Here is a 22047-nt window from a genome sequence, read left to right on the forward strand (position 1 = left end):
CGCGGTTACGGCTGGTAGCGGATGTCAGCGTCGACGCTGCTGCCGCCAGCCTTGCCATCCTTGCCCAGGCTGACCAGCTCATACGGCTGGCCTTCGCCCGGCGCCCGGTACTCCAGTGCGTGGCCCCACGGGTCATTCAGGTCGGCGGGCTTGGCGTACGGGCCGAGCCAGCCACCGACACCGGCCGGCGCCGTCACCAGGTCGTTGAGCGTGGCCGGCAGCTTGCCGGTGTCGATCTGGTAGTTGTCGATCTTGGAGGCGACGGTCTGCACCTGCGCCTTGGCGATGTTGGCCTTGCCACGGTCGGCGCCGCCCAGCACGCGGCTGGCGACCAGGGTCAGCACCGCGCCGATCAGCACGATGACGATGATGATTTCCAGCAGGCTCATGCCCGACTGGTTGCGCGCGGCGGTGAAGGAAAGGCGGATCGGTCGGCGACGGGCAATCATGGACGGTCCTTTCAGTTGCGGAGTGTCGGGGTTGCAGGGAGTGCCATCGTCAACCGATGGCATTGGTCAGGTCATACAACGGCACCAGCACGGCCACGATCACCGCGCCGACCACCGAGGCCAGCACCAGGGTGATCGCCGGCACCATCGCCGCCAGCATGCGGTCGATGCGCCGGGCGCTGTCCTGTTCGAAGGTGTCGGCGGCCTTGAGCAGCATGGTATCGAGTGCGCCGGATTCCTCGCCGACCTGGATCATCTGCAGCGCCAGGCGCGGGAACCGCTTGCCGCGCGACAGGGCCAGCGACAGGCCGGCGCCGTTCTTCACTTCATCGGCGGCCGTTTCGACGTCAGCGGCCAGGGCGCGGTTGCCCAGCACGTTGCGCGCGATGCCCAGTGCCCCCAGCAAGGGGACGCCGTTGCGCAGCAGTGTGCCCAGCGTGCGCGCCAGCCGGGCGGTTTCCAGCTCGCCGATGAGGCGACCGATGCCACGCCGCTGCAGCAGCCAGCCATCCAGCGCCAACCGGAACGCCGGTTGCCGCGCCTTGCGCTCGAAGAACAGCACCAGCACGCCGGGCACCACCAGCAGCAGCACCCACCAGTCACGCACGAACAGGCCCAGCTGCAGTACCGCGTTGGTGAACCACGGCAGCGCCACGTCCAGGCTTTCGTACATCTGCGCGAACTGCGGCACCACGTAGCCGAGCAGGAACAACAGCGCGCCACCGACCACCACCAGCAGGATCGCCGGGTAGACCAGCGCGTTGATGACCTTGCCCTGCAGCGCGCGGCTGCGCTCGAGGTAGTCGGCCAGGCGTTGCAGGGTTTCATGCAGGCTGCCACCGGCTTCGCCGGCGCGCACCATGTTCACGTACAGGCGCGAGAACAGCCCATGCTGGCGCTCCAGCGCGGTGGACAGCGGTGCGCCACCGCGCACCACGTCGCGGATGTCGGTGATCGCGCGGCGCGATCGTTCGTCCTCGGGCAACCCCAGCAGGATGGACAGCGCGCGGTCCAGCGGCTGGCCAGCACCGAGCAGGGTCGCCAACTGCTGGGTGAACTGCAGCAGCGCCGCCCCCTGCAGCGGGCGCTGCTGCAGCAGGTTGCGCCAGCTGCTGCCGCCGATCGCGCCGGCGTCGGCCAGCTGCGTCTCCATCGGCAGGTGGCCCTGGTCCTGCAGGCGCGCGATCAGCTCGGCCTCACTGGCCGCTTCCATCTGCCCATCGAAGACCTCGCCATGCGGATTGAGCGCCTTGTAGCGATAGTTCGGCATGTCAGCCCCGGCGTCCTGCACGCATCAGCTTTCCTCGGTCACGCGCAGCACTTCCTCGATGGTGGTCTGCCCGCTCAACGCCTTGGACAGGCCATCCTCGTACATGGTGCGCATGCCGGCCTCGCGGGCGATGCGCTCGATCTCGCCCATGCCATCGCGGCGCATCACCGCACGGCGCAGCGCATCGTTCATCACCAGGAATTCCATGATGGTGGTACGCCCCAGGTAGCCGGTCGGTGCCAGCGCAGACGGCTTCGGGCGGTACAGGTGGATCGGCCCTTCCGGCTGCAGGCGGCGCAGTTCGAACCGCTCGATCTCTTCCGGCGAGGCTTCGTAGCGCTCGGCGTGGGTCGGCTCCAGCCGGCGTACCAGGCGCTGGGCCAGGATGCCGTTGATGGTGGACGTGAGCAGGTAGTCCTCCACGCCCATGTCGAGCAGGCGGGTGATGCCACCGGCGGCGTTGTTGGTATGCAGGGTGGACAGCACCAGGTGGCCGGTCAGCGCCGACTGGATGGCGATGCGCGCGGTTTCCAGGTCGCGCATTTCACCGATCATGATGATGTCCGGATCCTGGCGCACGATGCTGCGCAGGGCATTGGCGAAGTCGAGGCCGATCTGCGGCTTGGCCTGGATCTGGTTGATGCCTTCGATCTGGTATTCCACCGGGTCTTCGACCGTGATGATCTTGACGTCGGCGGTGTTGAGCTGGCTCAGCGCGGTGTACAGCGTGGTGGTCTTGCCCGAGCCGGTCGGGCCGGTGACCAGCAGGATGCCATGCGGCTGTTCCAGCACCTTGCGGAACTGCGGCAGGAAGGCATCGGTGAAGCCGAGCCGGTGGAAATCGAACACCACCGTTTCGCGGTCCAGCAGGCGCATCACCACGCTTTCGCCATGCGCGGTCGGTACCGTGCTCACGCGCAGGTCCAGCTCCTTGCCCTGCACGCGCAGCATGATGCGGCCGTCCTGCGGCAGGCGGCGCTCGGCGATGTTGAGCCGGGCCATGATCTTGATGCGGCTGATCACCGCAGCGGTGAGGTTGGCCGGCGGGCTTTCGCCCTCCACCAGCACGCCATCGACGCGGTAGCGGACCTTCAATCGGCTCTCGAACGGTTCGACATGGATATCCGAAGCGCGCAGCTCCACCGCACGCTGGATCACCAGGTTGACCAGGCGGATCACCGGTGCTTCCGACGCAAGGTCGCGCAGGTGCTCGATGTCGTCGACCGCACCGCCCTCGCCATCCGCGGTTTCCACGATCGCGCCCATCGCGCTGCGGCCCTGGCCGAACCAGCGCTCGACCAGGTCATCGATCTCCGCGCGCATGCCCAGCACCGGTGTCACCGGAACCCCAAGGGCCAACTGCACGGCCTGCTGTGGATAGGCGTCGTGGGCATCGGCCAGCCACAGCCGCACCCCGTGTTCATCCAACTCCAGCGGGCACACATGGAACTGCTTCAGGAAGCGCAGCGACAGCGGAAGTCCCTCGGCCAGCGCCTGCGGCGGGGCCTCCGGCACCTGCTTGCCCTCCAGCAGCGGCAGGCCCAGCACCTCAGCGCTGGCCTGTGCCTGGTCGCGTTCAGACACCAGGCCCAGGCGCACCAGCAGGCCCAGCAGACTGCCGCCGGCCTCGGCATGCAATGGCCGCGCGCGTGCCAGGTCTCCTTCCTTGAGCCGGCCGCGCGCCAGCAACGCATCCAGGATGCGGCCTTCGGCGTCGTCGGTAACGGTTGCAGCGAGCGCGTTCACGTGACTCTCCTGTCAATCGGCCCGACTTTAGCAGTTAAGCCGTGATTTCCGCCGCCCTGCGGCCACCTTTCGTAAAAAGACGAAGCCCGTCACACAGGGTGACGGGCGTCGGCCGTTCAACTACGACACGAGGTGATTACTGCGTGGCGAGAATGCTCACGCCGTTGTATGCCGCTTCGCCCACCACCTTGATGTAATAGGTGCCCGCCACCGGCTTGTTCACCCGCACCGTTTCGGACGTGCCGGGACGGGTCGACTTGCCGTCGTTGTCGCTGGCGCTTGGCTCACGCCCCTGGGCAATGTAGACCGAGACGTTGCCGGTGCCACCGTAGGTGATCACGCTGAGCTGCTTTCCGGCGACGGCTTCGAAGCTGTACAGCTTGCTGCTGCCGGCAGCACCGTTCAGGCCGCCGACTGCGGCCTTGTTGGTCAGCGGCGTGGCCACCGGCCCGCAGTTTTCGGTGCACGGTTCTTCCAGTGCCTTGGCCAGCGCGGCCTTGGCATCGAGGATGCCGGTACCGATCGGGGTCGCCGCCGGGATGGCGACCGGGAACGGACGCGCCGTTTCCTTCAGCAGGGTACGCATCGCGGCCGGGGTCAACGGATCCTTGCCCTTGGCGATCAGTGCGCTCTGCACCAGTGCCGCAACGGCGGCCACATGCGGCGAGGCCATCGAGGTACCGCCCATGCCCATGTAGCCCGGCGTGCCCGATTCCGGCGTGGTGGCCGCATTGGAGCCGGTCTGCCAGATGTAGCCGCCCGGGTTGCCGTCGACACTGCCGCCACCGCCCGGACCGGACAGGTCCACGCGGGCTCCATAGTTGGAGTAGTAGGTGATGCCACCGGTGATGCGGGTGGCACCCACGGTCACCACGCCTTCGCAGCTGGCCGGCTGGTACTTGGACGCGTTGTCGGCTTCATTGCCGGCAGCCACCACCACCGTGGTACCGCGCGAGATCGCGCCGTTGATCGCGTCCTGGTAGGTGCTGGCGCAGGAACCACCGCCCCCCAGGCTCATGTTGATGATCTCGGCCGGATTGGTGTTGGCCGGGATGCCGGTCACGGTACCGCCGGAGGCCCAGGTCACCGCATCAGCGATGTCGGACAGGTAGCCGCCGCACTTGCCCAGCACGCGGACCGGCAGCACCTTGGCCTTGTAGGCGACACCGGCCATGCCGACGCCGTTGTTGGTCTGCTCGGCCACGGTGCCGGCGACGTGGGTGCCGTGCCAGGAACTGTCGTCGGCCAGCGAGCCGTCATAGCACTCGTTGTCGTTCTCGACCCAATCACCGTAGTCCTGCGCACCCGGCACGCGATCGTTGGTCGGGCGCCGCGAGGTCTCCGCATCGCTGATGAAGTCGTAGCCTTCCAGCAGGTTTCCGACCAGGTCCGGATGCTGCGGCAGGACGCCGGTGTCGATCACTGCCACCACGATGCCCTCGCCCTGCGAGACATCCCACGCCGCCGGTGCGTTGATGCCGCCGACCGCATTGTGCAGATGCCACTGGTTCTGCTGGTAGAAGGGATCGTTCGGCACCAGCGCCGGCTGCACGTTGCCGGCACGCAGTTCGCTGCGGCGCAGCTTCACGTCGGCTTCGGCGTACTGCACCGACGGATCGGCCTTCAGTTCCTTCAGCACGCGCTGCAGTTCGGCCGGTGCCAGGCGGCCCTGCACACGGATGAGGTCCGCACCGGTAGACAGCTTGCGGACCACCTGCGGGCCGAGCGTGCTGGCGCGTGACGTGCCGCCGGAGAGACTGGCACGGGTCAGTGCGGACTGCACGGTGGACAGCTTCGCCGAGCGGTCGGTCGCGGCAGCAGCGCCGGCCCGGTACTTGACGATGATGCGCTCGGTACGCGGCTGGGCGGTGCTGGCCTGGCGCACCGGTTCACGGGTCGGCAACCCGGCGGCGTGGACGGCACCGACCGCCGTCATCGACAGCACGGCGGCGGCAAGCACATTGATGCGAAGGTTCTGCTTCTTGATCACGTCGAATTCCTCTTCTGGGTCATGGATCGAACCAACACTGCGGCCATCATTCCTTGACGACTCCCGGCCGGCCCAGCCGGGATTGCCGTGACCTCCCCCCAGGCCCTCACTGCAGGTACGGCGCCGGCGTGGGTGGCCGCCGGCGCGATGGAGTGGCTTACCAGCCGAAGCCGGCACCGACGCCGACCGAACTGTCGTCACTGCTGAAGGCGCCGCCGAAGGTGACCGTGGCGCGATCGCTGATCGCACGCTGGTAACCCAGCGACAACGCCGACTCGCCACCCTGGAAACCGATGCCGACGCCGACACGGTTCTGGGTGCGGATACCGGCGGCACTGGTAGCCATGTTGAGCATCGCTGCGCTCATCGCGCCCTGGCGGTCGATGCGGCGGTCCATGTGGCGCAGGCGTCCGTCGATCTCGCCCTTGAACACATCGAAGCTGTCGGCAACGGCCTGGACGCGACTGTCGGTGTAGCTGTTCGCCGTCGCCATGCCACGATCCAGCTGGCCCTTGTTGACGGCGTCGGTGGCGGTGGTGCCCGCGGCGACGTTGGTGACCTGGCGTTCGTTGCCTTCGCTGCCCACCGAGACCGTGTTGGCACGATCGGCAACCGAGCCCTGGCCCAGCGCCACGGCATTTGCCGCCGTGGCACTGGCGCCCTGGCCGATGGCCGTGGACGAAGCGCCGCTGGCTACCGCGCCATCGCCCATGGCCACGGCGTTGAAGCCGGTGGCCGGGGTACCGACCGGAATGCCCGCCCCCGCCGCGGCCACCGTCGGCGTGCCCTGCACGCGTGCGGTACTGGCCGGCGCGGCATCGGCCGTTGCCGGTGCGTCGGCCACGCTGGCCTGCGGGCTTTCATCCAGCGAAGCACTCATTGCGCGCAGGCTGGACGCGCCTGCACGCGTGCCACCGGCAGTACGACGGTCAATCTCACTGACCTTGCGGTCCAGCGCGCCCAGCGCATCGCCGACATTGCTGTAGGTGGCGCCCTGGATCACGTAGTTCGGCGCCACGAACACACCCTGCATGCCGACGCTGGCACCACCGCCGAGGAAGCTGGCGGCATCACTGAGCGACTGGAACAGCTGCCCGCCATTGATCGCCTGGCGGCTGCCGGCGGCGATGTTGCCCGCGCCGACGTTGTCGATGGTGGTGCCCTGGAAGCCGGACAGGGTCAGGCGGTCACGGCTGGCGTCGTCATAGCCGACGGCGCTGGCCGCCGTGGTCTCGACCGTGGCGATGCGCGAGTCGAAATCACCGACACGGGTTTCCACGGCGCCCACGCGCTGGTTGGTGACGTTGAGCTGCGAGCCGGTGACCGCGTCGCTGCTGCCGGCGGCGATGCGGCCGTCGGCCACATTGACGATGCGGCGCGCGGCCGGGCCATCGGTGCCGTTGCCACCACCGACCGACACCACGTTGGCATCGAGCGCACGCGAGCCCGCACCCAGTGCCACCGAGTTCGCACCGGACGCGCCGGCACTGTTGCCCAGTGCAAGCGCACCGTTGCCGATGGCCATCGCATTTGCACCCAGCGCATTGCTGCGTGCGCCGCTGGCACTGGCGGCCGAACCGATCGCTGCGGCATCGCTGCCGCTGGCACTGGCGGTACCCGCGCCGCTGGCCTTGACGTAGCGTGCGGTGCCATCGGCGGTCGCCGCGACCGCATCGAGCTGGCCACGATTGACTGCATCGGTGCGCTCGGTACCGGCGGCGACACGGGTGATCTGACGATCACTGCTGGCACTACCGACCGACACGGTGTTGGCACGATCAGCCACCGAGCCTGCGCCCAGTGCGATGCTGCCGGCCGCCGAAGCGTTGGCACTGACACCCACCGCGGTAGCGTTCGCACCGGTGGCCTTGCTGCCGTAACCCACCGCAGTACCCAGTCGACCACTGGCTTCGGCGTAGCTGCCCAGCGCCGAGGCGCCATCGGCCGAGGCAGTGGCGCGGAAACCGCTGGCCTGCGACTGCGTGCCGCTGGCCGTGGCCTGCGCGCCGCTGGCGGTGCTGTAGGCGCCCTTGGCCTGGGCGCCGGCGCCGGTAGCGCTGGCGCCGAGTTCACTGGCGCTGGCAGCGCTGCCCACGGCCACGCTGTCGACACCACTGGCCTGTGCGTTGGTACCCAGTGCCGCCGCGTTGCTGCCGGTCGCCAGGGCGTCGGCGCCTACCGCCGTGGCGTTGGCGGCCATCGCGTTGGCGCCACTGCCCAGCGCGGTGGCACCGTTGCCGATGGCGTTGGACGCGTTGCCGGCGGCCAAGGCGTTGTCACCGTCCACCAGGGCACCGGCCTCGCCATCGGCGTTGCCGCTGGCCTGGAACTGGCGGCTGGTCCTGTCGGCGACGCTGGCAACGGCATCCAGCTGGCCCTTGTTCACCGCGTCGGTGGCTTCGGTACCGGCTGCCACATGGGTCACCTGGCGTTCGCCACCGGCCTTGCCGACGGCCACGGTGTTGTCACGGTCGGCCTTGGAGCCGGCACCGAGGGCGACACTGTTGCTGCCGTTGGCGGTGGCGTTGGCGCCCAGGGCCGTGGCATTGCTGCCGGCGGCCCACGAGTTCCAGCCGATTGCCGTGGCGTAGTCTTCGGTCGCCCATGCGCCGGCACCGAACGCCGCCGCACCGGTGCCACTGGCACGCGACGGGATCAGGCCGAAGAAGGTGCTGCCACCGATGGCCACGCTCTCCTCGCCGCTGGCCTCGCTGGACTGACCCACCGCCACGGCACCGGTACCGGCTGCAGCAGCACCGAAGCCGACGGCGGTCGTGTTGGCACCACTGGCCGCCGAGCCGTAGCCCAACGCGGTGCCGAGGCGTCCACTGGCCTCGGCATAACCACCGACGGCAGTGGTGCCATCGGCAGAGGCGGCACTACGGAAGCCGCTGGCCAGGGCCTGCGTGCCGCTGGCGTTGGATTCGGTGCCGGTTGCCGTGCTGTACGCACCGCTGGCCTGTGCACGCGCACCGACCGCGCTGGCGCCGAGCTCGCTGGCGCTGGCACCGGTGCCGAGCGCAAGGCTGTCTTCACCGCTGGCCTGCGCTGTGCTGCCCAGCGCCGCCGCATTGTTGCCGGTGGCCAATGCATCGATGCCCACGGCCGTGGCGTTGGCCGCCAGCGCGTTGGCACCGCTGCCCAGCGCGGTGGCACCATTGCCGATGGCGTTGGCCGCATCGCCGGCCGCCAGCGCGTTGTCGCCCTCGACCAGTGCCCCTGTTTCGCCATCGGCGTTGCCGCTGGCCTGGAACTGCCTGCTGGTCTTTTCCGCTGCGGCGGCTACGGCGTCGAGCTGGTTCTTGTTGACCGCATCATTGCCCTGCGTGCCATCAGCCACGTTGGTGATCTGGCGGGTGTTGCCACCGCCGCCGACCGACACGGTGTTGTCGCGGTCGGCGATCGAATCGGCACCCAGCGCCACGCTGTTGGCAGCGCGCGATTCGGCGGCGTTGCCCAGCGCGGTGCTGTTGATGCCACCGGACCAGGCGCCGCCACCGACGGCGGTGGAGTAGTTGCCCGATGCTTCGGTGGCCAGCACGCCGAACAGCGATCCGCCGACGGCGACGCTGTTGGTGCCGGTGGCCAGGCTGCCCTGGCCAGTGGCGGTGCTGTAGGCACCGGAGGCTTCCGAATCACCGCCCAGCGCCACGCTGTTGGAGCCGGAGGCATTGGCGAAGTTGCCGAAGGCCGTGGCATTGAAGGCCGAGGCCTGTGCATAGCCACCGATGGCGGTGCTGTAGCCGCCGGTCGCCTCGGCACCGATGCCGAACGCTGCCGACGCGGTGCCACTTGCGACACTCTCGCTGCCGACCGCGGTGGCGCCGCTGCCACTGGCATTGCTGAAGTACCCCACTGCCACCGCCTCCTCGCCGGAGGCTTCGGACAGCACGCCGGTCGCGGTGCTGCCAGCACCGCTGGCGATGCTGGCCGCACCGAACGCCGCACTCTGCTCGCCACTGGCCTCGCTTTCCGCACCCTGCGCGGTTGCGTATTCAGCGGTCGCCTGTGCATTTGCACCGACCGCGCTGGCGTTGGCGGCGCTGGCCAGGGCGTTGACGCCCAGTGCCTGCGCATTGCTGGCCAGCGCGTTGGCGCCACTGCCGAGTGCGGTGGCCCCGTTGCCGATGGCGTTGGCCGCATCACCGGCGGCCAGCGCGTTGTCACCGTCCACCAGTGCACCGGCCACATCACCGCCGTTGCCGCTGGCCTGGAAGAAGCGGCTGGTGGTGGCTGCCGCGCCCGCCACGGCATCCAGCTGCGCCTTGTTCACCGCGTCGGTGGCCTGGGTACCGGCGGCGACGTTGGTCACCTGGCGTTCGTTACCGGTGCTGCCGACCGAAACGCTGCGGGCGCGGTTGGCGACCGAGCCGGCGCCCAGTGCGACGGCGTTGCTGGCGCTGGCGTTGCTGCCGGCACCGAGCGCGATCGCGCTTTCACCACCGGCCACCGTGTTGGTGCCGATGGCGATGCTGTTGAGGCTGTTGCCCAGCGCCTGGAAGCCCAGCGCCACGCTGTTGTCGCCATAACCGAATGCGCCGCGACCGATGGCGGTGGAGCTGGTGCCGTTGGCCCAGCTGTTGTAACCGATGGAGGTCGCACCACTGCCACTGGCCCAGGCCGCGTTGCCAAATGCCGAGGCATTGGTGGCCGTTGCCCAGGCGCCGGAACCGAACGCACTCGCCCCGCTTGTGGTAGCCCAGCTGTAGCCACCGACGGCGGTGCTGTCGTCACTGCTGGCGAAGGCGCTGTCGCCAACCGCAACCGCGTAGCTGCCGGTCGCACGCGACTTGCCGCCGGCCGCGAAGCTGTTGTCTCCGCTGGCCCTGGCGGCGTTGCCGAACGCACTGCTGGCAGCACCGGTCGCCTGCGCACCACTGCCGACCGCTGTGGCGTCGGCGACGGCAGTGGTGCCGACCTGCTGTGCCGTACCGTCGGCACCGATGATCGGCTGGTTGTACTCGTCGTAGGCCTGGCCGAGGCCACCGATGGCAACACCGCCATTGCCGGTGGCGTTGCTGTTGCGACCCACCGCCACGGCGTCGTCACCGATGGCCGAGGCTGCTGCGCCCTGTGCAACCGCGCCGGCGCCGATCGCATTGCTCGACGAACCCGCCGCAACCGCACCTTCGCCCTCGGCCAATGCACCCGCATCGCTGCCTGCTTCCGGCTGGGCCTGGAAGAAGCGCGCTGTGCTGTCGGCGGTGCTGGCCACCGCGTCGAGCTGCGCCTTGTTCACTGCATCGGTGGCTTCACTGCCCGCGGCGACGCTGGTGATCTGCCGTTCGTTGCCGGCACTGCCCACGGCCACGCTGTTGGCACGCACCGCTTCGGAGTTGGCGCCGAGCGCAACGCTGTTGGCACCGCGTGCGGTGGCGTAGTAGCCCACGGCGGTGCTCTGCGCGCCGCTGGCCCAGGTCTGCGCGCCGAGCGCGCTGGCGTTCTCGCCCGGTGCGTAGGCGAAGTAGCCGACCGCAGTCGCTTCGGCGCCGGACGCTTCGGTCAGGCTGCCGTTGGCCACCGCACGATCACCGCTGGCGATGGCGCCGGCGCCGACGGCGGTCGACGCTTCGCCGCTGGCCTGGGTCTGCACGAAGAAGCCCAGGCCTGGAATCAGATCGGCCGGGCCGCCGATGGCCACGCTGCTGGTGCCGGTGGCGTTGCTCTGCGTACCCAGCGCGGTGGAGTAATCACCGATGGCATTGGCAACCGCACCGAACGCGGACGACTGCGCGCCGGCGGCATATGCGCCAACGCCATAGGCCGACGCGGCGAAACCACCGGCCTCGGCACTCGCACCCACCGCAGTACCACCGACACCGGCACTGGTGGCGCCGGTTTCCACCGGCACGCCGCCACTGGTGATCAGCGGATTGCCATCGGCATCCACCGCAGCCCCCCCCACGGCGACACTGCCTGGGCCGTTGGCCTGCGCGTTGTTGCCGAACGCGGCACTGTTCTGGCCCGAGGCCAGCGCGTTGTTGCCAACGGCGGTGGCGTTCTGCGCGACGGCGGTCGCACCGGCGCCCACGGCCGTCGCACCCTTGCCGATCGCATTGGCGGCCTCGCCAGCCGCCAGCGCCTCGTCGCCCTCGGCCAATGCACCCGCATCACTGTTGCTGCTGCCCGTGGCCTGGAAACGCTTGGCGGTGGCATCGGCCACGGCGGCGACGCCCTTCAACTGGCCGACGTTGACCGCGTCGGTATCTTCAGTACCCGCAGCGACGCTGGTGATCTGCCGGGTCAGGCCGTAGTCGGCGGCGCCGACAGAGACGGTATCGACGCGGTCGGCCAGCGAGCCGGCGCCCAGCGCCACGCTGCCGGTGGCAACCGCAGCGGCGTTCGAACCCAGCGCGGTGCTGTACTCACCCACGGCAGTGCTGAACGCGCCCACCGCGATCGACGCTTCGTTGGCGGCGGTAGCGCCGCGGCCCAGTGCGGTGCTGCCAGGACCCATCGCCACGGCACCACCGCCGACGGCCGTCGCGCCATCGGCAGTGGCTTCGGACAACGCACCGAGTGCGGTGGCCGCACCGTTCTCGCTGGCTGCGTACGCGCTGGCGCCGACGGCCGTATCGCCAAGCCCGAACGCGGCCGCGCTCTGCCCGACCACCACGCTGGCATCGCCGATGGCCAGGGCGCCCTGGCCGAAGGCACTGGCGCCGAGACCGGCGGCAATGGCCTGGGTCCCGATGGCGGTGGTGGCGTTGGCCAGCGCCTGTGCACCGGCGCCGGCCGCGACTGCGCCCTGCCCCTCGATCTTCGCCGCGTCGCTGTCATCGCCTGCGCCGTCGGCCTTGAAATAGCGGTTTCCATCGGCGGCGACATCAGCCAGCGCGGCCTGCGTGGCGCGCGCCTGCGCGTCCAGCTGCGCCTTGTTCACCGCATCGGTGCCCTGCGTACCAGCAGCCACGTTGGTGATCTGCCGCTCCTTGCCGGCGTCGCCGATGGACACGGTATTGGCCCGCGTGGCCTTGGAGCCAGCGCCCAGCGCCACGCTGTTGGCGGCGCTGGCATTGCTGTTGCTGCCGATCGCCACCGCATTGCTGCCCTTGGCCGTGGCCGAGCCTTCGATCAGGCACTTTTCCAGCAGCTTGCCGCTGAATGCAACGCAGGTGGCGCTGCCGCCGATCTGCACCGACTGTGCCGTCGCGCTGCCGCTCATGCCCAACCCCAATACCAGGCCCAGTGCCACCGCCAGCAGTGCGGGCGTGGCCTGTGTCGCATCGCGGCGCTGGTCGACGACCCCGCCACTGCTGCTGTCGGAGGAGGCCAGTTCCGAGGCCACCACCAACTGACCCAGTGCTTTGTTCCAGACCTTGCGATAAATCCGATTCATCGGTACGGCTCCTGATTGGACTGGTTTTGGGCAAAGCAACGCCACCGCTGGGCTTTCCGGCCCAACGTCCCCTGGGGGCGTTTATTCGCGTGATTTACTGCGGGGTATTGCCGAACGGCGCGCAGCGACAGAAAACCGAGCGCGTGCGCCAACCGGTTACTGCGAAATGAATGATTCTGAAACGGGGTTCAAGTGTTAACGGCAACTTTGCAGATCGTCAAGACTTTGACACGACAAATCCTATTGCCGTGAAGCAGTTCACTATTTCACGTGTTTATAAAGGCATTTTGTTAGACATACGTGACGAACTGCTGGCGCATGAAAACGGATGTAACTAGCGGCCAGATCAGCAATTTCACGCACACAAAGAAAAACCCGCCGACAAAGCGGCGGGTTTTTCCATACGCGGTGGCATTGCGGCCTGCGCGGAACGATGCGATCAGCCGCACCACACCCGCGCGTTGCGGAACATGCGCATCCACGGCGAATCACTCTGCCATTCAGCCGGTGCCCAGCTCAGGTTGAGCGCGCGCGGGGTGCGCTCCGGGTGCGGCATCATGATGGTGACGCGGCCGTCGGTGCTGGTCAGGCCGGTGATGCCGTCCGGCGAACCGTTCGGGTTCAGCGGGTACTGGCTGGCGACGTTGCCATGGCCATCGATGTAGCGCAGCGAGACGCGGGCGGCAGCCTGGTCGACGGCGTTGTCGAACACGGCCTGGCCTTCGCCGTGCGCCACCGCTACCGGCAGGCGCGAGCCGGCCATGCCACGCAGCAGGATCGACGGCGATTCCACCACTTCCAGCAGCGCGGTGCGGGCTTCGAACTGCTCGCTGGCATTGCGGCGGAACTGCGGCCAGTGTCCGGCACCCGGGATGATGTTCTTGAGCTGGCTCATCATCTGGCAGCCGTTGCACACGCCCAGCGCGAAGCTGTCTTCGCGCGCGAAGAACGCGGCGAAGGCATCACGCAGCGCACTGCGCTCCAGGATCGAGGTGGCCCAGCCACGGCCGGCACCGAGCACATCGCCGTAGCTGAAGCCGCCGCAGGCGACCAGGCCGGTGAAATCCTGCAGCGCCACGCGGCCTTCGATAAGGTCGCTCATGTGCACGTCGAAGGCGCGGAAGCCGGCACGTTCGAAGGCGTTGGCCATTTCGATCTGGCCATTGACGCCCTGCTCGCGCAGCACCGCCACGCGCGGACGCGCACCGGTGCTGATGAACGGTGCCGCCACATCCTCGTTCAGGTCGAAACTGAGCTTGGGCTTCAGGCCCGGTGCGTTGAAGGCACGGGCGACCTCGCGCTCGGCATCGGCGTTGGCCGGGTTGTCGCGGCGCTTCTGCATCGCGTGGGTGACCGACCACCAGGCGTCGAACAGTGCGTCCCAACGCCATTCGGCCAGGTTCTCGCCACCCAGCGACACGCGCACCACCGGCGCGGTGGTCGGCTTGGCGATGCGCTGTGCGCATTCGGTCAGTGCGTGGCGTTCGACCAGGTCGGCGAACGCAGCGCGGTCTTCGCGCGCGATCTGCACCACCGCACCCAGTTCTTCGTTGAACAGGCTGCGGAACGGATCATCGCCCCAGGCATCGAGCGTGATGTCCAGGCCAAGGCGCGAAGTGAAGGCCATTTCGCACAGCGCGGCGAAGGCACCACCGTCGCTGCGGTCGTGGTAGGCCAGCAGCAGGCCGGACTGGCGCGCATCGCGGATCAGCTCGAAGAAGCCACGCAGGCGCTGCGGATCGTCCAGGTCCGGAGCGGCACCGGCGAAGGCCGGCAGGTCGCCATGGTCGGCGTGCACCTGGGCCAGGATCGAACCGCCCAGGCGCTGCTTGCCGGCACCCAGGCCGATCAGCCACAGCTCGCTGTCCACGTCGCGGTCGAGCAGCGGGGTCAGCTGCTGGCGCACGTCGGCGACCGGCGCGAACGCCGAGATCACCAGCGACACCGGCGACACGCTCTTGTGTGCTTCGCCCTGGTCGTGCCACTGCGCCTGCATCGACAGCGAGTCCTTGCCCACCGGGATGCTGATGTCCAGCTGCGGGCACAGTTCCATGCCCACCGCCTTCACCGCGTCGTACAGCAGCGCGTCTTCGCCCGGGTGGCCGGCCGCGGCCATCCAGTTCGCCGACAGCTTGATTTCATCCAGCGCATCGACCGGGGCCGCGCACAGGTTGGTCAGCGCTTCGCCCACCGCCATGCGTGCCGAAGCCGCCGCATCGAGCAGGGCCAGCGGAGTACGCTCGCCGATCGACATCGCTTCGCCAGCCACGCCATCGAAGTCGGCCAGGGTGATCGCCACGTCGGCCACCGGCAGCTGCCACGGGCCGACCATCTGCTCACGCGCGGTCAGGCCACCGACGCTGCGGTCACCGATGGTGACCAGGAAGTTCTTCGAGGCGACGGTCGGGTGCGCGAGTACGCGCAGGCCGGCTTCCTGCAGGTCCAGGCCGCCGGTCTTCAGCGCCGGCCAGCGCGGTGCCGGCGGGTGCGCGGTGTCGCGGTGCATCTTCGGCGGCTTGCCGAACAGCACGTCCATCGGCAGGTCGATCGGCGCATCGGCCGGGGTGTGGCCCGGCACGGCACCGTAGGCCACCACCAGGTGCTCCTCGGCGGTGGCCACGCCAACGGCAGCGAACGGGCAGCGCTCGCGGGCGCACAGCGCGGCGAACTCGGCCAGGCGCTCCTGGGCCACGCCCAGCACGTAGCGCTCCTGCGACTCGTTGCACCACAGCTGCATCGGCGACAGCGACGGATCATCGGTGGGCACCTTGCCCAGGTCGATGACACCGCCGACCTTGGAGTCGTGCAGCAGTTCGGGGATGGCATTGGACAGGCCACCGGCACCGACGTCGTGGAAGAACTTGATCGGGTTGTTGGCGCCCATCGCCACGCAGCGGTCGATGACCTCCTGGCAGCGGCGCTCCATTTCCGGGTTGTCGCGCTGCACGCTGGCAAAGTCCAGGTCCTCGGCGCTCTCGCCGGAGGCCACCGAACTGGCCGCGCCGCCGCCCAGGCCGATCAGCATTGCCGGGCCACCCAGCACGATGACCGCATCACCGGCCTGCAGCGGGATCTTGTCGACCTGCACGCGGTCGATCGCGCCGAGGCCGCCGGCCAGCATGATCGGCTTGTCGTATGCACGCACCAGATCGGCGCCTTCGGGCAGCTCGAAGCTGCGGAAGTAGCCGAGCAGGTTCGGTCGGCCGAATTCGTTGTTGAACGCGGCGCCGCCGAGCGGGCCGTCGGTCATGATTTCCAGCGCCGGCGCCATGCGCGGGTTCAGCGCGCGCGGCGCTTCCCACGGCTGCGGCAGCTCGGGGATGCGCAGGTGCGAGACCGAGAAGCCGGTCAGGCCCGCCTTCGGCTTGCCGCCACGGCCGGTCGCGCCCTCATCGCGGATCTCGCCACCGGCACCGGTCGAGGCACCCGGGAACGGCGCGATCGCGGTCGGATGGTTGTGCGTTTCCACCTTGATCTGGAACGCGCTGGGCACCTGCGGCTCGCGGCGGTATTCGCCACTGGCCGGATCGGGGCGATAGCGCGAGGCCGGATGGCCTTCGATCACCGCGGCATTGTCGCTGTACGCGCTGAGCGTGTGCTGCGGAGTCTGCTGGTGGGTGTTCTTGATCATCCGGAACAGCGAGCGGTCCTGCTCCTGGCCGTCGATGGTCCAGCTGGCGTTGAAGATCTTGTGGCGGCAGTGCTCGGAATTGGCCTGCGCGAACATCATCAGTTCCACGTCCGACGGCGACCGGCCCAGCGCAGTGAAACGCTCGCGCAGGTAGTCGATCTCGTCCTGGGCCATGGCCAGGCCGAGGCGCTGGTTGGCGGCCTCCAGCTGGTCCACCGGCACGCGCTCCAGTTCACCCCGGGCCGGTGCCGAGAACAGCGCCTGGCCCTGTTCCACGGTCTCCAGCACCGACTGCGTCATCGGGTCGTGCAGCGCCTTGACCAACGCCTGCTGGGCGGCGGCATCGGCCGGCCAGCCCTGCACGTCGATGCGCAGGCCACGTTCGACCCGGCTGACCGGCTGGCCGGCACCGCGGACCAGTTCGGTGGCCTTGCTCGACCACGGCGACAGCGTGCCCAGGCGCGGCACCACGATGCGGCTGACCGCGCCGTCGGCCACGGCTTCGGCCTGCGGCGCCGCTTCGAGGATGCGGCACAGGGTGGTCAGGTCGGGGGCGGCGCTGCCTTCGGGCTGCACGAAATAGACGTGCCAGGCACCGCTGATGCGCAGGGAGGGAGCGATGGACTGCAGGCGGGATTCAAGACGTTCGCGGCGGAACGGCGACAGGGCGGGCGCGCCCTCGAGGACCATCATGTCCGGGGAACCGTAGTTGGGAAACGGGCCCGACATTGTACCGGAAGCGGGGGAAGGGCTCTGGCCGGGCGGCGCCCGGCACCCGCCGAGGCCAGGGCAACGGCAACAGCAACGGCCAAAGCAAAAGCGGGGTTCCCGTGGGGTGGCGGGGTGGGTCCGGTGGCGGGGGACGCCGTAAACCCGTCCCTGGGGGCTTGGCCGCGGCATCCATGCCGCGGACACCCCCGCCACCGGACCCACCCCGCCTTCGACAGATTTCCGCGATCTGCGGTAAATCCACGCCATGCGTGCATGCTCTGCGGTAGTGCCGGCCGCTGGCCGGCAACCAGGGAAATCTCAGAAGTCAGGCATTGAAGAGCGAAGCGACCGGCTTTTGCTTTTGATTTTTTGTTCTGTCTTTCGTGGCTGGCCGCGCAGGAACCTGTCCGTGGCCGGGCGGGTGGGTTGCGCAGGGGCGTAAGCGCCATGGATGGCGCGCCCGAGCCTACAGGGACGTATTCACGGCGTCCCCTGCGCAGCCCACCCACCCGGCCAACCCCAGAAATCTGCTTTTCGCGGAAAGCCCCCAGCCACGAGGGGGCTCCGCCGATGGCCGCCGACCGCGCGCAGCGCCGCTCTCCGCCCGAATCCCGGAACCATGCGCTTGCTCACGGATTGACCACGCGATTGATGACAACGTTGTCCCCACCTGGCGCCGGACTCTCTCCCCGGCCCCCCAGGTACCCCGTCCGCCCCCTCCGTCGCCTTCCCGGGCGACGCCCGGACCTGCGTCACGCGCGGCGCCATCGGGGCCCGCGCGCCCTTTGATCGGAGACTTACCCATGTACGACCCGATTGTGCGCAGTGCCGAACGTTCGACCCGAAGCTGTCGTCCCCGCCACCTGGCCTGGCTGCTTGCCCTGGCCGCCGGTACCGCCGCCCTGCCCGGCCTGGCGCAGGCTGCCAGCTGTGCCGGCGTGGCCCAGTGGGACCAGGCCAGGATCTACCGGGCCGGCGATACCCTGCAGAAAGGAGGCGTCCTCTATCGGGCGAACCAGGACATCTGGAACGCGCCGCCGGACCATCCGGCCGGTGCGCCCTACTACACCAACCTTGGTGCCTGCGATGGCAGCGGCAGCAACCAGCCGCCGGTGGTCAGCCTGACCTCGCCGGCCAACGGCGCCACCTTCAGCGCCGGCAGCACGGTCAACGTGACCGCTACCGCCAGTGACCCGGACGGCAGCGTCGCCAAGGTCGAGTTCTTCCGCGACGGCAGCTCGCTGGGCGTGGCCACCGGTGCGCCGTATGCGGCCAGCTGGGCCAATGCCAGCGCCGGCAGCCACACCCTGCGTGCGGTCGCGACCGACAACAACAACGCCACCACCAGCACCCCGACCATCACCATCACCGTCAACGCCGCCGGTGGCGACACCACCGCACCGAGCGTGCCGGGCGGGCTGGCGGTCGGCACCCGTACCGCCAACAGCATCGCGCTCAGCTGGAGCCCGTCCACCGACAACACCGGTGGCAGTGGCCTGGCTGGCTATGACGTGTACCGCAACGGCAGCCTGGTCGGTTCGCCGTCCAGCGCCAGCTATGTGGATGGCGGGCTGACCGCATCGACCACCTACCGTTACCGCGTGCGGGCGCGCGACAACGCCGGCAACGCGTCGGCGCAGGGCACCGAAATCAGCGCCACCACGCTGGCCGGTGACGGCGGCACTACCGGCAAGCGGGTCATCGGTTACTTCACCCAGTGGGGCATCTACGGCCGCAACTACCGGGTCAAGAACATCGACAGCAGCGGCTCGGCCGCACGCCTGACCCACATCAACTACGCGTTCGGCAACGTGCGCAACAACCGATGCGAAGTCGGCATCACCCAGCCGTCGGATCCGAACAGCGGTGCCGGTGGCGATGCCTTCGCCGACTACACCAAGGCCTTCAGTGCCGCCGAGAGCGTCAGCGGCAGTGCCGATACCTGGGACCAGCCGCTGCGCGGCAACTGGAACCAGCTCAAGCAGCTCAAGGCCAAATACCCGGGCATGAAGGTGCTGATCTCGCTGGGTGGCTGGACCTGGTCGCGCGGCTTCTCCAGCGCAGCGCGCCCGGAAAACCGCCAGGCCTTCGTCGCCTCGTGCATCGACGCCTACATCAAGGGCAACCTGCCGGTGACCGACGGTGCCGGCGGTGCCGGTGCCGCGCTGGGCGTGTTCGACGGCATCGACATCGACTGGGAATACCCGGTGGCCTGTGGCATCGAATGCGGCAAGCCGGAAGACAACGCCAACTTCACCGCGCTGATGGCCGAGTTCCGCCGCCAGCTCGATGCGGTGCGGCCGGGCCTGTTGCTGACGGTGGCGGTGGGTGCCGGCATCGACAAGATCCGTGTCACCGATCCGGCCGCATACCACCCGTACCTGGACTACATCAACGTGATGACCTACGACTTCCACGGCGCGTGGGATGCGAAGACCAATCACCAGTCGGCGCTGTTCGATTCGCCGAATGATCCGTCCACCGGCGACCAGAAGCTGTACAACAGCAACGACGCCATCGAGGCCTTCATCAGCCGTGGCGTGCCCGCCGCCAAGCTCAACCTGGGCATTGGCTACTACGGGCGTGGCTGGACGGGTGTGGCCAACGCCAACAACGGCCTGTACCAGACCGCTACCGGCGCCGCCCCGGGTACGTATGAAGCCGGCATCGAGGACTGGAAGGTGCTGAAGAACCTGGCGTGGCCGGGCTACACCGACAACACCGCCGGTGCCACCTGGATCTACAACGGCAGCACGCTGTGGAGCTTCGACACCCCGGCCAACATCACCCGCAAGATGGGTTACGTGAAGACCCAGGGCCTGGGCGGCGCGTTCGTCTGGGAGTTCAGCGGTGACGATGCGCAGGGCACGCTGACCAAGGCGGTCAGTGATGGCCTGAAGTAAGCAAAAGGCCGGGGATGCGACACGCATCCCCGGCTTCCTGCCTGTAGAGCCGAGCCCATGCTCGGCTGCTGTTTCCGCAGCCGAGCATGGGCTCGGCTCTACAGAAAAAGACCAGCGACGATCAGCGCTTGGCCGACAGCTTCTCCAGCGCGGCACGCAGCTGCGCCGGCGGCAGGTAGCCGCCCAGCTGGGTGCCATCCGGCGCGAAGATCGCCGGCGTTCCATTCACGCCCAGCTGCTGGCCCAGCGCGTACTGCATCGCCACCGGGTTGGTGCAGTTCCTGGCCGGCACGCTGCCACCGCGCTTGGCGTTGGTCAGGGCCAGGCGACGATCCGCTGCACACCAGACCGAGATCATGTCGGTGTAGTCCTTGCTGCCCAGGCCCATGCGCGGAAACGCCAGGTACTCGACGGTGATGCCGTTGCGGTTGAGTTCGGCGATGTCCTGGTGCAGCTTGCGGCAGTAACCACACTCGATGTCGGTGAACACGCTGATGGTGTACTTGGCGTTCGGCGCGGCAAACACGATGCGATCGCCGTGGTTGGCCTTGGCCAGCAGGCCGCGGCGGTAACCAAGCAGGCCCTCGCTGTTGGCCGGGCCCTTGGCGCGGGTGTCGTAAGGCTGCGACTGGAACAGGTAGCGGCCGTCATCGGACACGTACAGCAGCTGGCCGGAAACGACGACCTCGCGGAAGCCGGGGAACGGCGCGGCACCGATGTAATCGACCTGGAAACCCGGATTGAGCGCGGTCAACGCGGCACGTACCGCCTGGTCAGCCGGCGCGTTGGCGGCCGGGCTGGCCTTTGCCGCAGCGGCAGCAGGCGCCTTGGCGGCCGGCGGAGCCGGCTGGGCGCAGGCGGTCAGGCTGAGCGCACCGAACACGGCGGCGATGGCAAATCGGAGCATGGAGCGATCCGCAACAGAAGAAGACTCCGGATTCTGACACAGCCGCCGGTACCGGGCCGCGACGCCCGGCACGGCCCCGGGCAGCGATTCAGCCCGGCCCTCAGCCGCGCGGATGGTGGCGGGCATGCAGCTTCTGCAGATGCTCGCGCGCTACCAGGGTGTAGATCTGGGTGGTCGACAAGGAACTGTGGCCGAGCAGCATCTGCAGCGCGCGCAGGTCGGCACCGCGGTTGAGCAGATGGGTGGCGAAGCTGTGGCGCAGGCCATGCGGGCTGATCCGCGCCGGGTCGATGCCGGCCACCTGCGCATGGCGCTTGACCAGGTGCCAGAACGCCTGCCGGGTCAGCGCATGCAGCGTCGGCTCGATGAACAACGGGGTCTGACCATCCGCCAGGGCATGCACCTTGCCCTTGCCGACCAGCAGCGGGCGCGACTGCTGCAGGTAACGCTCCAGCCAGTGCTGCGATTCCTCGCCCAGCGGCACCAGCCGCTCCTTGCTGCCCTTGCCGGTGACCCGCAACACGCCCTGGCGCAGGTTGACCGCCGTGGCCGGCAGCAGCACCAGCTCGCTCACGCGCAGGCCGGCGGCATACATCAGTTCCAGCATGGCGCGGTCGCGCAGGCCCAGCGGGCTGTCGATGTCCGGTGCCGCCAGCAGCGCATCGATCTGGCTTTCGGCCAGCGCCTTGGGCAACAGCCGTGGCAGCTTCGGCGGGTCGAGCAGCGCACTGGGGTCTTCGCTGCGTTCGCCACGGCGCACGCCATCGGCGAAGAACGCCCGCAGCGCCGACAGCAGTCGCGCATTGCTGCGCGGCGACCAGCCATGCCGGGTGCGCCAGGCCAGGTAGTCGAACAGCCCGGGCCGTTCGATGCCGGCCAGGCCGCCGTCGCGCCCATCCATCCAGCGCGCCAGCCCTTCCAGGTCACGCCGGTAGCTGTCGAGGGTGGCGCGGGCCAGGCCGTTCTCGGCCCAGATCGCATCGAGGAAGCGCTGGATGCGCACGCTGTCGTCGGCGCGAAGCTCGGGCAGTTGCTGGACCAGCTGGCGGCGTTCGGCGGGGGTGGAAACAAGGGCCATGCGTGCAGGATACGAGGGCCACT

General features: G+C 68.9%; 9 protein-coding genes. 1 reads left to right on the top strand and 8 read right to left on the bottom strand.

Annotated features, from left to right (window positions below; all coding sequences use genetic code 11):
• Positions 1–5: 5 nt before the first annotated feature.
• From gspG to purL, 6 genes are all read right to left on the bottom strand, one after another.
• A complete protein-coding gene (gene gspG / locus AC5P7F_RS16865) occupies positions 6–449 on the bottom strand; it encodes a type II secretion system major pseudopilin GspG (RefSeq protein ID WP_014645890.1) in 444 nt (147 codons plus the stop codon).
• Positions 450–498: 49 nt separating this feature from the next.
• Positions 499–1719, bottom strand: coding sequence for a type II secretion system protein XpsF (gene xpsF, locus AC5P7F_RS16870; RefSeq protein WP_032956504.1), 1221 nt, complete (start codon positions 1717–1719; stop codon positions 499–501).
• A 24-nt stretch (positions 1720–1743) separates the two neighbouring features.
• A complete protein-coding gene (gene gspE, locus AC5P7F_RS16875) occupies positions 1744–3465 on the bottom strand; it encodes a type II secretion system ATPase GspE (RefSeq protein WP_014035931.1) in 1722 nt (573 codons plus the stop codon).
• A 136-nt stretch (positions 3466–3601) separates the two neighbouring features.
• A complete protein-coding gene (locus tag AC5P7F_RS16880; RefSeq protein WP_046428732.1) occupies positions 3602–5455 on the bottom strand; it encodes a S8 family peptidase in 1854 nt (617 codons plus the stop codon).
• Between the two features lie 157 nt (positions 5456–5612).
• The gene (locus AC5P7F_RS16885; protein WP_046428729.1) at positions 5613–12794 is read right to left on the bottom strand and encodes an ESPR-type extended signal peptide-containing protein; all 7182 of its coding nucleotides are present in this window, start codon (positions 12792–12794) and stop codon (positions 5613–5615) included.
• A 439-nt stretch (positions 12795–13233) separates the two neighbouring features.
• Positions 13234–17118, bottom strand: a complete 3885-nt coding sequence (purL, locus tag AC5P7F_RS16890; RefSeq protein WP_088375314.1) for a phosphoribosylformylglycinamidine synthase — start codon at positions 17116–17118, stop codon at positions 13234–13236.
• A gap of 821 nt (positions 17119–17939) precedes the next feature.
• Between purL and AC5P7F_RS16895 the strand changes: the two genes are divergently transcribed.
• Positions 17940–20039: a glycosyl hydrolase family 18 protein gene (locus AC5P7F_RS16895; RefSeq protein WP_014645883.1), complete on the top strand. Its 2100-nt coding sequence runs from the start codon at positions 17940–17942 to the stop codon at positions 20037–20039.
• A 121-nt stretch (positions 20040–20160) separates the two neighbouring features.
• On the opposite strand, the gene AC5P7F_RS16900 is transcribed toward AC5P7F_RS16895, so the two are convergent.
• A complete protein-coding gene (locus tag AC5P7F_RS16900; RefSeq protein ID WP_046428434.1) occupies positions 20161–20946 on the bottom strand; it encodes a thioredoxin fold domain-containing protein in 786 nt (261 codons plus the stop codon).
• Positions 20947–21046: 100 nt separating this feature from the next.
• Entirely contained in the window at positions 21047–22024 is a 978-nt protein-coding gene (xerD, locus tag AC5P7F_RS16905) for a site-specific tyrosine recombinase XerD (protein WP_046428433.1), read from the bottom strand.
• Between the last annotated feature and the right edge of the window lie 23 nt (positions 22025–22047).

Source organism: Stenotrophomonas sp. YJH_SMC_105-26 (assembly GCF_059368915.1).

Bases quoted from the DNA above. Each gene is read 5' to 3' on its own strand.
- AC5P7F_RS16895 (WP_014645883.1), top strand. From the start codon at position 17,940: ATGTACGACCCGATTGTGCGCAGTGCCGAACGTTCGACCCGAAGCTGT.
- AC5P7F_RS16900 (WP_046428434.1), bottom strand. From the start codon at position 20,946: ATGCTCCGATTTGCCATCGCCGCCGTGTTCGGTGCGCTCAGCCTGACC.
- xerD (WP_046428433.1), bottom strand. From the start codon at position 22,024: ATGGCCCTTGTTTCCACCCCCGCCGAACGCCGCCAGCTGGTCCAGCAA.
- AC5P7F_RS16885 (WP_046428729.1), bottom strand. From the start codon at position 12,794: ATGAATCGGATTTATCGCAAGGTCTGGAACAAAGCACTGGGTCAGTTG.
- gspG (WP_014645890.1), bottom strand. From the start codon at position 449: ATGATTGCCCGTCGCCGACCGATCCGCCTTTCCTTCACCGCCGCGCGC.
- purL (WP_088375314.1), bottom strand. From the start codon at position 17,118: ATGATGGTCCTCGAGGGCGCGCCCGCCCTGTCGCCGTTCCGCCGCGAA.
- xpsF (WP_032956504.1), bottom strand. From the start codon at position 1,719: ATGCCGAACTATCGCTACAAGGCGCTCAATCCGCATGGCGAGGTCTTC.